Annotated in this window: 13 protein-coding genes; 7 read left to right on the top strand and 6 right to left on the bottom strand. The window is 35.1% G+C overall.

Features of this window, described 5'->3' with window-relative positions:
- Positions 1-1,284: 1,284 nt before the first annotated feature.
- From ASG31_RS16320 to ASG31_RS16345, 6 genes are all read right to left on the bottom strand, one after another.
- Entirely contained in the window at positions 1,285-3,330 is a 2,046-nt protein-coding gene (locus ASG31_RS16320; protein ID WP_056035235.1) for a leucine-rich repeat domain-containing protein, read from the bottom strand.
- 131 nt (positions 3,331-3,461) lie between these two features.
- On the bottom strand, positions 3,462-3,767 hold the full coding sequence (gene rpsJ / locus ASG31_RS16325; protein WP_056035238.1) for a 30S ribosomal protein S10: 306 nt from the start codon (positions 3,765-3,767) through the stop codon (positions 3,462-3,464).
- Positions 3,768-3,785: 18 nt separating this feature from the next.
- Positions 3,786-5,903 carry an elongation factor G gene (gene fusA / locus ASG31_RS16330; protein WP_056035243.1) on the bottom strand — a complete coding sequence of 706 codons (2,118 nt, stop codon included), beginning with the start codon at positions 5,901-5,903 and terminating at the stop codon, positions 3,786-3,788.
- A gap of 6 nt (positions 5,904-5,909) precedes the next feature.
- Complete coding sequence (gene rpsG / locus ASG31_RS16335) at positions 5,910-6,386, bottom strand: 30S ribosomal protein S7 (RefSeq protein ID WP_055987532.1); 477 nt, start codon at positions 6,384-6,386, stop codon at positions 5,910-5,912.
- A 23-nt stretch (positions 6,387-6,409) separates the two neighbouring features.
- Complete coding sequence (gene rpsL / locus ASG31_RS16340; RefSeq protein WP_027383325.1) at positions 6,410-6,823, bottom strand: 30S ribosomal protein S12; 414 nt, start codon at positions 6,821-6,823, stop codon at positions 6,410-6,412.
- Positions 6,824-6,933: 110 nt separating this feature from the next.
- Positions 6,934-8,517, bottom strand: coding sequence for a hypothetical protein (locus tag ASG31_RS16345; protein ID WP_056035245.1), 1,584 nt, complete (start codon positions 8,515-8,517; stop codon positions 6,934-6,936).
- A gap of 106 nt (positions 8,518-8,623) precedes the next feature.
- Between ASG31_RS16345 and ASG31_RS16350 the strand changes: the two genes are divergently transcribed.
- The 7 genes from ASG31_RS16350 (at position 8,624) to rmuC (ending at position 14,386) form a co-directional block, all read left to right on the top strand.
- Positions 8,624-9,100 (top strand): Dps family protein, encoded by a 477-nt coding sequence (locus ASG31_RS16350; RefSeq protein WP_056035248.1) that lies wholly within the window; start codon positions 8,624-8,626, stop codon positions 9,098-9,100.
- 96 nt (positions 9,101-9,196) lie between these two features.
- Positions 9,197-10,375 (top strand): nicotinate phosphoribosyltransferase, encoded by a 1,179-nt coding sequence (gene pncB / locus ASG31_RS16355; RefSeq protein ID WP_056035251.1) that lies wholly within the window; start codon positions 9,197-9,199, stop codon positions 10,373-10,375.
- An 11-nt stretch (positions 10,376-10,386) separates the two neighbouring features.
- A complete protein-coding gene (locus ASG31_RS16360; protein WP_056035253.1) occupies positions 10,387-10,980 on the top strand; it encodes a hypothetical protein in 594 nt (197 codons plus the stop codon).
- Between the two features lie 138 nt (positions 10,981-11,118).
- Positions 11,119-11,625, top strand: a complete 507-nt coding sequence (locus ASG31_RS16365) for a YciI family protein (RefSeq protein WP_056035590.1) — start codon at positions 11,119-11,121, stop codon at positions 11,623-11,625.
- An 18-nt stretch (positions 11,626-11,643) separates the two neighbouring features.
- On the top strand, positions 11,644-12,099 hold the full coding sequence (locus tag ASG31_RS16370; protein ID WP_056035256.1) for a hypothetical protein: 456 nt from the start codon (positions 11,644-11,646) through the stop codon (positions 12,097-12,099).
- A gap of 57 nt (positions 12,100-12,156) precedes the next feature.
- Positions 12,157-12,912, top strand: a complete 756-nt coding sequence (locus tag ASG31_RS16375) for a DUF5995 family protein (RefSeq protein WP_056035259.1) — start codon at positions 12,157-12,159, stop codon at positions 12,910-12,912.
- A 112-nt stretch (positions 12,913-13,024) separates the two neighbouring features.
- Positions 13,025-14,386, top strand: coding sequence for a DNA recombination protein RmuC (rmuC, locus tag ASG31_RS16380; protein ID WP_056035261.1), 1,362 nt, complete (start codon positions 13,025-13,027; stop codon positions 14,384-14,386).
- Positions 14,387-14,421: the final 35 nt, after the last annotated feature.

Here is a 14,421-nt window from a genome sequence, read left to right on the forward strand (position 1 = left end):
CTTTCGTTTTCAGTGGTGCAAAAGTAGAAACTTTTAACACACCCACCAAACTTTTGTTCATATTTATTTAACATAATTATTTAACGCGCTGGCTAGGTGTGGGAAAAGTTGTGGAAAGATGGGAGTTGGGAGATGGAAGTTTTTGGGGTTGGAGTGGTTACCTGGTTTAGTTGGGTGGTAAATGGGTGGTTTGAGGGCTGGAGAGTTTGAGGGTGAGAGGTTTTGAAGGGTGGAATATTTTGTGGTGGGAGGTTATGGTGGATGCTTTCTAATAGCACACCGAGCGAATGCAAAGGTTTTTGGAATGTATTCTTCTACAAAGATGGCACTCCGATGGAGTGCAGAGATTCCAGAATTCCTCTTTTACACAGATATCACTCTGATAGAGCTTTTGCTACACAGATGGCACTCCGAGTGAGTGCCGTTACGGTTGCTATGTAGGTTTTGTTCTTTTGGAGTGATTTGGAATTTCCATCTTTGAAAGTGAGGAAATTTTGGGGTTTACTTTTATAGAGATGTGCGGAGATTTTTCGCTGAAACCAAGTTTTTACTTTTCTGAGTGGGTACGGGCGGGACGCCCGCAACAGCGGTGGGATGAGCAACATTGGAATTAAAGATTTAAGACTTGAGATCAGGGTCACGGATTGCGATGTGAAGATGACGCGTTGTTTGGATTTTGAAGAGGAAAGGTTTTTGCGTGGGAGTAACCACCCCGTCTAAAATCTGCGATTTTTGACATCCCCTCCGGAGAATAGGAATTATTCAACGGGGTTATTTCTATAAGGAGAGATTGTTTATTACTGGTKGTCGAACATTAAGTATTGGAAAATGGACGCCTAAAATCCTGGTTCTAAGTTGTGGATTCGTGATTGGATTTGTAAAGACGTTCTATAAATAAAACTCCTGAAATTACNGAACATTAAGTATTGGAAAATGGACGCCTAAAATCCTGGTTCTAAGTTGTGGATTCGTGATTGGATTTGTAAAGACGTTCTATAAATAAAACTCCTGAAATTACATATTACTTATTACCCATTGCTTATTACTTATCAAAATAAAACAGTTCTTAAAAAGCTACCCCAGTTACTAGCCCCGATGGGAACGGCATCCTTTTGTGATGAGAAACGAAGAGCAAAAGATATAGTGGACAGCGGGTTCCCGGCTCCTGAAAAAATAGGTAATGCGCAATGAGAAATGCAAAAGTGCAAAAGTGCTTGAGGGTGGGCGTAATTGGAAGGCTGGAGAGCAGTAATGAGAGATGATAATTAGATTTCAGAAGATAGATTACAATTTGCTCCAACTATCAACTAATTGAAACAAACTAATAACAATCATTACAACAGAAAACATAACAACTATAATTAAAAACCACAAGAATATTTTGGGAAAAAACACTTTACTAGTGCTAGATTTTATAGAAACTGAGTCTGGAAATTGATAATGTGTAAATTGATAAGATCTGTCTAGGTGGCATTTGCTAAATGGATTTTCCTGTGTTAATATTTCTTGGTTATCGAGATTATGAAGAAGTTGTAGATAGTAATTGTATTCTTTTCTCTCCTCATCTGTATAAGCAAAATTCATTTTTAAAATATACTTAATTTTATGAAAAAGATTGAAGTAAAAAGGGGAGTTTCTAGCTTTCAATAATTTGAGATAAAATAAGCTACTTAATAAAGTATCTCTTTTAATAAAAACGCTTCCTTGTAGAAATAGAAATTCATCGTTAATATAAGGATTTGTAACATTTTTTTCGTAAAAATAGAAATCAAGATTATTAAAATAATAAAATGGCTTCAAACCCTCACTTAGCTGTGTAAGTACTGTGAGCATTTTCGTTTTTTCTGGCTCTTTCACCTTATTTAATTTACTCTTCAGTTTCTCAAAATCTGTTGTTTCAATTTTAAAATGCTGACCTGAAAACTTTAGCAGGTTAAAAATTTTCGAGAAATAATATTTAATGTAAACAGTTTCGTTCGACGGTGTTTCTAAAATTTTATTCAGATAAATATCAAGCAATTTGTAATTTTCCGGATTGTCATGATAATAAAAAGCGAGGGCAGAATCATAATCCTGTATGCTATGGTAATAATCTGCATTGAGTTTTTCTAGATCACTGATGAGAGCAGTAGATTCATTATCTTCCGTTTGATATGATATTCCAAAATATCTTACGAATTTCTTATTCCCAAATTGATTACCATACAGATCAACGATATTTAATTTAGAAAAATAGTGCACGGGAAAATGATCTGTGATACTGTTATTTTTTAAATAAATTTCATTAAGATCACTGCAATTTTGCAAAACTGAAAAGTCTTGCAGATGATTATCGTTTAAATTTAGAAATCTTAGCTGCGTTTGATTTGTCAAAAACTCAATATTTTCTAAACCGCAGTTCTCTGCTGAAAGGTGATGCAGATCTGAACTGAATTTTATATCGCCAAAATCATCAGTTTTTACATTATCACAAACAAAAAACTGAAGTTGCCGTAAAAATTCAAGAGATTTTAAAGAGGAAATATTGTTTTGAGATAAATTAAGAGAATTTATTTTATGTAAATTTTCGAGAGCATTAATATTCTGAATTTCATTATTTGCAATATTCAAACGATTAAGCTGCGAAAATGCCTTAGTAACTGCAATATTTTCAACTCTGTTGCCAGCAATACTTAATGATTCCAAGTTCAAATTCCCTGCAATAGGTTCTAGGTTTGAAATTGCATTATTGCTTAAGTCAAGATATCTGAGGTTTTCGAAGCGAGAAAGTGCAGAAATATCATTAATTTTATTGTTAGATAAATCCAGACTTTGTAAATGCTTGAAGTTTTCTAATGCTTCGATTTTTTTAATTTTATTGAATGAAAATCCTAGGGCTTCGATGTTTTCCAATTGAGAAACCGGAGTGAGATCTTCAATGTAACTTTCATTTATGAAAAGAGATTTTAGATGAAATAATTCCTGCAATTCAGTAATGTTCTTTATTCCGGAACTTTGGATAAACAGCGACTCAAGATTTTTTAAATTGACAAGAAAATTAAGATCTTTAATCTTAGTATCACATTCAAGTATGAAATTTTCAAGGGAAATTAAATCTGAAAACATTGACAGGTCTTCGATTACAAAATCGGTTAAATTAATCTCTAACGTTTTTAGACTTTTAAAAGATGATGCAAATTGCAGTATATTTTTCCTGGTTATTATGTCCAAATCCTGATATTCAGGTTCAAAAATTTCCAGTGAGACAGTTACGCCATTCGCCGTACTATAATAATAGCAGTCTTCACAAATACTAAACTGGTGTGCTATACTTTTAATATCATCTTTCATCAAAAAGAATTCTTTGCACGAAAGTAGTAATTAAATACAAAAGAAAATCCCCAATCTTTCGAAAGGGGATTTATATTTAAGGTGTTTGCTTTAAAAACTTCCATCTTCCGACTTCCATCTTCCAGCATTTATCACACTTTAATTTCTACGTCAACTCCTGAAGGAAGCTCTAATTTCATTAGAGCATCAACAGTTTTGGAAGAAGAAGAGTAGATATCCATCAGTCTCTTGTGAGCTGATAACTGGAACTGCTCTCTTGCTTTCTTGTTTACGTGCGGAGATCTTAGTACTGTAAAGATTCTCTTATTCGTAGGCAATGGAATGGGTCCGTTTACAACAGCACCAGTAGCCTTTACCGTTTTTACGATTTTCTCAGCAGACTTGTCTACCAAGCTGTAATCGTAAGATTTTAATTTTATTCTGATTCTTTGTGACATTTCTTGTACTTTAAAAAATTAACCTTTTGCTTTAGCAATGATATCTTCAGCAACGTTTTGAGGAGTAGCCTGGTACTTCTCTAATTCCATAGAAGAAGTAGCTCTTCCTGATGAAAGTGTTCTTAGAGTAGTAACATAACCGAACATTTCAGATAATGGAACTGAACCTTTGATTACAACGGCACCGTTCTTTTCTTCCTGTCCACTGATAGTACCTCTTCTCTTGTTAAGGTCACCAATGATGTTACCCATATATTCTTCCGGAGTTACAACTTCCAGTTTCATAATAGGCTCCATAATTACCGGCTTAGCAGCACGTCCCGCTTCTTTGAATCCTAATTTTGCAGCTAATTCGAAAGAAAGTGCATCAGAATCCACCGCGTGGAAAGATCCGTCTTTAAGAGTAACTTTAATACCTTCAACTTCGAAACCAGCCAAAGGACCGTTTTTCATTGCAGCTTTAAAGCCTTTTTCAATAGCAGGAACAAATTCTCTAGGAACGTTACCCCCTTTGATCTCATTGATGAATTCTAAACCGATTTTGCCTTCGTCAGCAGGTCCTAATTCAAATACAATATCAGCAAATTTACCTTTACCACCAGATTGTTTTTTGTAAACTTCTCTGTGCTGGGCAACTCTTGTTAAGTTTTCTTTGTATTCTACCTGAGGCTGCCCCTGGTTTACTTCCACTTTGAATTCTCTCTTCATACGGTCAACAAGAATGTCAAGGTGAAGCTCACCCATTCCTGAGATAATCGTCTGTCCTGAAGCTTCGTCAGTTTTCACCTGGAAAGTAGGATCTTCTTCAGCTAATTTAGCTAAAGCGTTACCCATTTTATCCTGGTCAGCTTTAGTTTTAGGTTCAACAGCAATACCAATTACCGGATCTGGGAAAACCATCGATTCAAGAACGATTGGGTGTTTCTCATCACACATTGTATCACCTGTTTTGATAGACTTGAAACCTACCGCTGCACCAATATCACCTGCTTCAATATATTCTACTGGATTCTGCTTGTTAGCGTGCATCTGATAGATTCTTGAGATTCTTTCTTTATCTCCAGAACGGGTGTTCAGGATATAAGAACCTGCATCAAGTCTTCCAGAGTATGCTCTGAAGAATGCCAATCTTCCTACGAAAGGATCGGTAGCAATCTTAAATGCTAATGCTGCGAAAGGCTCATCTACAGATGGTTTTCTTGTAATATCAAGATCTGTTCTTGGGTCTGTACCTTTGATATCATCTTTATCCAATGGAGAAGGCAGGTATTTACATACTGCATCCAACATAAACTGTACTCCTTTGTTCTTGAATGAAGAACCACAAGTCATTGGGATAATAGATAAATCGATAGTCGCTTTTCTAAGAGCTTCGTTGATTTCGTCTTCTGAAATTGAATCCGGATCTTCGAAGAATTTCTCCATCAAAGTATCATCGTAATCAGCAACAGCTTCAACTAATTTCTCTCTGTATTCCAGAACTTCAGCTTTCATGTCTTCCGGGATTGGAACTACCTCGAAAGTAGCACCTTGCCCAGCTTCGTCCCAAACGATAGCTCTGTTTTTAATTAAATCAACTACACCTTTGAAATCTTCTTCAGCACCGATAGGTAAAACGATTGGAACTGCGTTTGATCCTAACATCGTCTTAACCTGGTTTACCACGTTAAGGAAGTCAGCACCTTGTCTGTCCATTTTGTTTACGAATCCCATTCTTGCAACTTTGTAGTTGTCAGCCAGTCTCCAGTTTGTTTCAGACTGAGGCTCTACTCCATCTACTGCAGAGAAAAGGAATACCAAACCATCCAATACTCTCAAAGATCTGTTTACTTCTACAGTGAAGTCAACGTGTCCCGGTGTATCGATGATGTTGAAGTGGTAAGGTTTAGTTTCAGCAACAGGTTTTCCCTGGTCTGTTGGAAAGTTCCAAGAACAGGTAGTTGCAGCAGAAGTAATTGTAATACCTCTTTCAGCTTCCTGCTCCATCCAGTCCATTGTAGAAGCACCATCATGTACTTCACCAATTTTGTGGTTTACCCCTGTATAGAATAAAATTCTTTCTGTAGTGGTAGTTTTACCGGCATCAATGTGCGCAGCAATACCAATATTTCTTGTAAATTTAAGATCTCTACCCATTTCAGATTAGAATTTAAAGTGTGAGAATGCCTTGTTAGCTTCCGCCATTTTGTGAGTATCAGATTTTTTCTTGTAAGCAGCACCTTCTTCTCTTGAAGCAGCTACCACTTCGTTAGCCAATTTCAAAGCCATTGACTTATCATTTCTCTTTTTAGAGTAAAGGATTAACCATTTCATTGCCATAGAAATTTTTCTGTCAGCTCTGATTGGCATAGGAATCTGGAAGTTAGCTCCACCTACTCTTCTGGAACGTACTTCAACGTGAGGCATAACGTTTGTTAATGCATCTTTCCAGATTTCAAGGGCAGTCTTTTCAGTTTCTCCTTTTTTAGTTTCTACGATCTCTAAAGCATCATAGAATATTTTGAATGCGATAGACTTCTTACCATCCAGCATCAAGTTGTTTACGAATCTAGTTACCAATTGATCATTAAACTTTGGATCTGGTAACAACGGTCTTTTTTTCGCTTTTGTCTTTCTCATTGTTTCTGTACCTTATTTAATGATTATTTTTTCTTTCCTTTAGCCGGTGCAGCGGCAGCCTGACCTGGTTTAGGTCTCTTAGCTCCGTACTTAGATCTTCTTTGAGTTCTTCCGCTTACTCCAGCAGTATCCAACGCACCTCTTACGATGTGGTATCTTACTCCTGGTAAATCTTTTACTCTCCCCCCGCGTACCAATACTATCGAGTGCTCTTGAAGATTATGTCCTTCACCTGGGATATAGGCGTTAACTTCTTTACCGTTTGAAAGTCTTACCCTTGCAACTTTTCTAAGTGCAGAGTTAGGTTTCTTAGGAGTGGTAGTATATACTCTCGTACATACACCTCGTCTTTGTGGACAAGAATCAAGGGCAGCCGATTTACTCTTCTTGGTAAGTGCGACTCTTCCTTTTCTAACTAATTGTTGAATAGTAGGCATTTAATTGCTTTTATTTTAGGGTGCAAAAGTAGTAATAATTTTTTAATTGACAAGTAGTTGCAAACAAATAATTTACATTCTTAAAAATTAATTTACAGAAACTTATACCTTCATTTCATTTGCACCTGAACATTTTTATTCCATCTGAAATTTCTGATATTTGTTTTCAACGTATGCAAATCCCCGCCGTCCAGAGAATAAACAGAAACTGTACTTCCCGCAACATTTACATTGTCACTGATGGTAAGCTCTGCCGCTTTCTGCCATGTATCCGGAATCTGACCGTTGAACCAGTGATCATAAACAATGGCTACATCAAATTTTTGCGCTGCAGTATATTCAGTAAGAAAATTTTTGAATCTGGAATCAAAAGTGACTTCGTTTCCATTGAAAGGAATCGTTTCAGAAGATCCCAAACCCACAATATCCAAAAGATGAATATCTGTAAAATAAGTTACCGCCCCAATATCATTTGCCACTACTTTCGCATCATTATAATAGGTATGAAGAAATCTTGCCGACTGAAACTGCTGTTCATAAATGTTTTTATTTCCAAAAGCCAGCATTTTATGAGATATAAAAGTTTTGTAACACATTAAAACAAAATTTACCAAAAGAAAACCTGTGATTAAAACTTTTTTTAATGTCAAAAAATCCGAAAACACAAAGTCTCTGGAAATCCTTTCAAAAATTGCCATAGAAAAACCTGTGAGAATATAAGCTTCATACCTGAACATAGATTTGGTTTCAGCAAACAAGCAGTGAAGAATAAAAGTACAGGATAAAACTATGAGCATAAAGTTCTGCTTCAAAAGTTCATCAAATGATTTTCTCCTGTCTTTAAATATAAACCAACCACTTATTAAAACAGGAAATAATCCAATCTTATAAAGACTGTTGCTTGAGATCAGTTTATAATCAACAATTTTAATTAATTCTTTAAAAAAATTTTCATCAAAATGCACCGCAGTTCCTTTCACCACTACTGAATTCGGAAACCAATATCCCGACTGTGAATGATTGAAAACACAAAAAACCGCAATCGGCAGAAACCCCAGAAACAGAACAGCAGTACCGTACTTACAGTTTTTAACTAAAAAGAAAAGGAAACCAAGACACACAAAGTAGAACATGCTTTCAAACCTGATCAATCCGAGGAAAAGCAATGTAGCAAAAAAACCGTATGTGGCAGACTTACTTTTATTGAAATGATAAAAACAGAAAACATTCAGTGCAAAAACAAAAACCTGAAACACATGCTCCATTCCCGTAAGCACCTGTAAATGTAAAGTCACAAATAAAACTGTAAAAACAACAGCCGAAATAACTTTTAAATCTGATGAAAAGATCTTCGAATAAAATTTATTTAAGATAAAAATAATTCCACCCGAAAAAACAAAATTAAAATACAGGGGAATCAAATCATCATTGCCGAAAATCCTGATTAAAACAGCAATCAGAAAAGTAAAAAGTGGAGAAGACGAACTTGAAGAAAATTTGTACTTCGTAACACCCCAAACATCATGCATCGCAAAATTTTTAGCCATCGCCAAATGAATATACGCGTCATCAATTACATATATATAATGTCCGTCTGTATTTGTCAGGGATAAAAAATAATACCCTGCGCAAATCGCCAGAAAAATAAGAAGTGAAATTAGATAAGTCTTAAGAGGATTTTTCTTAATATCCATTCAAATAAATTACTTTAAAAATAACAAAGATAATCATCATCAATCATCTACATCCCTCTTCGGCATAATATTTACAAGTACAAGTTGATAAAATAATAAATTCATTATGAAAAATGCCAATATCATCGGTCTTCAGGAAGCCGACTGCCAAAACATCTCAGAAAAACTCAATATTTTGTTAGCCAACTATTCCGTTTTCTACCAAAACACACGTGGTTCACACTGGAACATCAAAGGCGAGCAATTCTTTACACTCCATCCGAAATTTGAAGAACTTTACAACAGTCTGGTTTTGAAAATCGATGAAATCGCAGAAAGAATTCTTACTTTAGGCGCAACGCCCGCTCATAACTATTCAGAATATCTTCAGGTTTCCACCATCAAAGAAAGCAAAGAAGTAAACGACGGAAATAAAAGCGTTGAAATCATTTTAAATTCGTTCAAAACCGTTATTGATCTGCAGCGTGAGCTCTTAGAAATCACAGAAAAAGCCGGCGACGAGGGAACCAATTCACAAATGAGCGATTACATTACCGAGCAGGAAAAAGAAGTCTGGATGTACAATTCTTTTTTGGGGAAGTAAAAACAAAACTGAAATCATTACAAAATTTAAAAAATCGTCTTACATTTAGACGATTTTTAGTTTTAAATAATTAAATTTGTGTTAAAATTACACAAAATGCAAAACATGACGTTCAACTCCATTCTCGACAACGATTTTTATAAAATTACCATGCAAAATGCAGTGGTAAAACTCTTCCCCAGCCAAACCGTAAAATACGAATTCATCAACCGCGGAAAACATCATTTCCCCGAAAACTTTGACCATGCTTTAAGAGAAACCGTCAACAAAATGGCAGAACTCAAATTGACAAAAGACGAGAAAAAGTTTTTAGCTAAAACCTGTCCGTATTTAGATTTACCCTACCTCGATTTTCTGGAAGGTTATCATTACGATCCGTCAGAAGTAAAAATCATTCAGACCGGAAATGATTTGTCCGTTACCGTTGAAGGGCTCTGGTACAGAACAATTCTCTGGGAAGTTCCGTTATTGGCTCTAATCAGCGAACTCCATTATGAAATGAATCATCTGGAAAGAGATTCTAATGAAGTGGTGATGAATAAAACCCTGGAAAAAGCAGAATCCCTTAATCAATTAGGCGTTACTTTCGCAGAATTTGGGACGAGACGAAGGCATTCTTATAAAGTTCAAAACCTTGTGATGGAAGCTTTAACTCAGAAAAAAGATTCAACATTTATTGGAAGTTCCAACGTTCATTTTGCGATGAAGTATGGGGTAAAACCCATCGGAACGCACGCTCATGAATGGTTTATGTTTCATGGAGCTGAATTTGGTTTCAAAATGGCCAACGGATTGGCGCTTGAACATTGGGTCGATGTTTACCGTGGAGATTTGGGTGTTGCGCTTTCAGACACGTACACGACCGACGTTTTCTTCCAGCAATTCGACAAAAAATTCGCTAAACTTTTCGACGGTGTGCGTCACGACAGCGGAGATCCATTGGAATTTGCCGACAAAACCATTGCGCATTACAAATCCCACGGAATCAATCCATTATTTAAATACATCATTTTTTCTGATGCCTTAAATCTTGAAAAAGTAGAAGAAATCACCAATTACTGTAAAGGAAAAATAGGAGTTTCTTTTGGAATCGGAACCAATCTTACGAATGATGTAGGTTTAAAACCAATGAATATCGTGATGAAATTAATTGGAGTTCAATCTTTAAACAAAGAATGGATTCCCACCGTAAAACTCTCCGACGAACACGGAAAATACACCGGCGATCCGAAAATGATCGAGCTGGCGAAGGAATTTTTGAGGATAAAAGATTAATTCAAAATAAAATGAAAGTTAAAAATGTCATTCTGATACTACTCATTCTTATTTCCTGTAATGAAAAAAATTATGGGAATAATCATTTTGAAGATCTTGACATTTATAACGAAAAGCAAATCAATAATTTCCTTCAGTTTTTTCTTAAAAATTTAGATGATAAGGATGATTTTTCTTTAATGCTATCGAACACTAAATTTTGTGGCAATAGACTGGACAAAGATTCCGTACTTCATCAACCGGAAAAATGGCTGGTTACAAAATCGCAGTCCGATTCTTTATTTACCGGTGAAGATATGGTTTCAATTAAAGAACAATTAAATGATAAAAGAAATTATGTTATTCTGAAAGAAAATGTTGAGCAAAAAATTCTGAATTCAGATTCTTTAAGAGCAGAAAATATAAAATTCGGAAATTGGCAAAGTACAAAAATAGATTCTTTACGAAAAATAAGTACCTCAAAAGCTTTGGAATATATCAGACGGGAAAGGCCTGTGGAATATTATAACTATAAAAAGAAATTTACTCCAATTATATATTTCGACAAACCTATTTTTCTAAAAGATAAAAACAAAGTCATTTTTTCATACTACTATTACCACTGAGAAATGAATGCCCGACAGGAAACAGCTCTCTACGAATTTCGAAACGGAAAATGGTTTAAACTTAAAATCATTTATTTGACAGTAAGCTAAAACTTCCGAAATTTACAATTGCTATTAACTTGTTAAACATTTAAAATGATGAAAAATTTACTTCTACTCAGCGGAATCATCTTTACTTTAATTTCCTGCTCGATCCAAACAAAAGCTCAAAATGGCAAGCCTGGAAAAGAAGGCGTTTCTACAAATTCTAAGATTCCCTTTAACCAAAAACTCGCAGATTCCTTAGGCGCAGACCAATACGGAATGAAGGGCTACACGATTGTAATGCTCACAACAGGAACTGCAAAAATTGAAGACAAAGCCAAAAAAGCCGAACTGATGAAAGGTCACATGGAAAACATCGGAAAGCTTGCCAAAGAAGGAAAAATTACCGTAGCCGGACCGTTTTTAGAAAAAAACCAGCGCGACTATCGTGGGATGTTTATCTTCAATACAAAATCAAAAGAAGAAGCAGAATCCTGGGTAAAAACAGATCCCGCCGTGGCCGCAGGAATTTTCAACTATGAAATTTTTGCCTGGTATGGTTCTGCAGCGTTGCCACTGTATTTGAAGCATCACGATGAGATTGCCAAAGAGAATCCCTAAAACTAAAGAGAAATTTCTATGAACAAATATTTAAAAGGCTGTCTAGTAATTCTCGGAATTTTAATCTTACTCGCTTCTATTATTGCAGGATTTTTTTATTATCAAATGTCCACCAGCAGAGAACGCAGTGAGGCAGATCATTTAGAATGTGCGAGCATTCAATATATTATGAATGATACTAAAATAGAAATTTCAGATAGTCTCATGGCTAAAAATTCCGGAAATATAAGACTGTACCTTATAAAGGATTCAGTAAAAATCGACTCAGCAGAAATTTCGAATCAGCATAAAGACAGAATTGAGTTCAATTTGCCATTTGAAAAAGCGCCCATATCAAGTACCATCCTCATAAAAACTGTCTATCATGAATTTTTGATTGAAAACATGAAGTATTTTAATGACGAAAAATGGGGAATGTTTGGATACTTAGGAAAAGACTGTCAGTTTTCGTACGACTATAAAAAATTGAAATAACAACAACCTCGCAAACCTGCGAGGTTTTTTCATATCTTTAATTAAAACTAAACTACCATGAAAACCATTGAAGAAGTACTGAAAAAATTAGATGAAATCATCATCTTGAGCAAAGAAAACAAAAGCACCATTGGATATTTCGCATGTACCTACAGAATTATGACCACCCAGGTTTTAAAGGGAATTCAGCAGAAAAAATTTGAAAACAACCCGAGAATGACTTTGCTCGACATTGCTTTTGCAACAAGATATTTAGATGCCTGGACAAATTATTCTAAAGGTAAAAAATGTACCAATGCTTGGTTTTTGGCATTTGAAGCGACAAAAAATAAAGAACTTCTGATTCTTCAGCATATATTTTTGGGAATGAATGCGCACATCAATTTAGATTTGGGAATTTCCGCTGCGTCGATTATGCCTTACAGAAAAATCAATCCGTTAAAAACAGATTTTGAGAGAATCAATTCTGTCATTGCGTCCATCAACCAAAATGTGCAGGATTCTTTAAATAAAATCTGTTATCCCGTGAATTTGATCGACAAATTATCAAACGGAAAAGATAACGCTGTTTTAGATTTTGCAATTTCAAAAGCAAGAGATACTTCCTGGGCGACGGCGGTTATTTCTTCCAACACACCCAACTTTTTAAATGAAAACGTTATCGGAATTGTAGATTATGCAGCAGCAAAAATAGCTTCACAAATTCTTCATCCGAAATTACTTTCTTCAAATTTGGCTAAAGAGTTGAAGAAATGCGAAAGCAGTGATGTGGTCAAAAATATTGAGATTCTGGAGAAAACAAAAACAACTTAACAAAAATTCATATTTCAAAATATTCTCTCTAAAATTCACAGAGTTCGAAAACCTGTGAGGTTTGTGGAAAACAAAATCAAATTCATTATTTTCCGTTTCGTATTTTTGAAAAATGGAAATCACATACCTGATCATCGGCTGTTTTATTGGAGGAATTTTAGGTTCAGCCATCATTTATTTTTATCTGAAATCTTCGATGGTTTCAAGAAATTCTTTTGATGAATTAAATGTTTTAAATATTAAATCCAACGCAGATTTACAAAATTTGAATCTTAAAATTCAGGATTTAGAACAAATTATTAAACTTGAAAAAGAAAACAATCTTCAACAGACTGATCTTTTAAATGATTTAAAGAATGAGTTTGCAAAAGTCTCCGCCGAAAACACTTTTCTGAAAGCCCAAAAAGAAGAAACAAAAAAAATTCAGGAAGAAGGAAAACAGCAGTTTGAAAATTTAGCCAACAAAATTTTAGAAGAAAAAACTGAAAAGTTTACCACTTTAAACCAAAATAATCTTAAAAATATTCTTGAACCTTTTCAGGAAAAAATCAATGACTTGAAGAATAAAGTCAATGAAGCGTATGAAAAGGAAAACAAAGAACGTTTTTCACTTGGCGAACGGGTAAAGGAACTCGCTTTACTTAATCAGCAAATATCCGAAGATGCAAAAAGACTGACGAAAGCGTTAAAAGGCGAAAGCAAAACCCAGGGAAACTGGGGCGAAATGATTCTGGAAAGTATTCTGGAGAAATCCGGATTGGTAAAAGGCAGAGAATATTTTTTAGAGCATGAACTCCGAGACGAAGATAATAAAGCGCTATTTTCAGAATTTTCGGGTAAAAAAATGCGTCCTGATGCGGTGGTAAAATATCCCGACGAGAGAAATGTAATTATAGATTCTAAAGTTTCTCTTACCGCCTTCACAGAACTGGTAGACGAAACTGATCCTGAAATTTATCAAATCAAAATAAACCGGCATTTATCTTCCGTAAAAAATCACATCAATCAATTAAGCCAAAAAGCCTACGATGATTACGGAAAATCTCTGGATTTCGTGATGATGTTTATCCCGAGCGAACCGGCTTATATTGCAGCAATGCAGGCAGACCAAAACCTCTGGAATTTCGCTTACGACAGAAGAATTTTACTTTTAAACCCGAGCAATTTAATTACTTCACTGAAATTAATTTCTGATTTATGGAAAAGAGAATATCAAAACAGAAATTCTATGGAAATCGCGGAACGTGGAGCGAAATTATACGATAAATTTGCGGGTTTCGTAGAAAATTTAGAAAAAGTTGGGAAAAATTTAGATCAGGCAAAAAATGTGTACAACGATGCATTCAAACAGCTTTCATCCGGAAATGACAATTTGATTTCGCAAACCCAGAAACTGAAAGCATTAGGAGTGAAAAACAAAAAAGAATTGCCACAAAGTCTGAAAGATGAAGCAAATCGCCTTTGTGAAGAGTGAGGGGTGATAACTGACAATCATTTTTAAAACCTTAT

Origin of the sequence: Chryseobacterium sp. Leaf404, assembly GCF_001424145.1 — a bacterium.
In the GTDB taxonomy this organism is placed as follows: domain Bacteria; phylum Bacteroidota; class Bacteroidia; order Flavobacteriales; family Weeksellaceae; genus Chryseobacterium.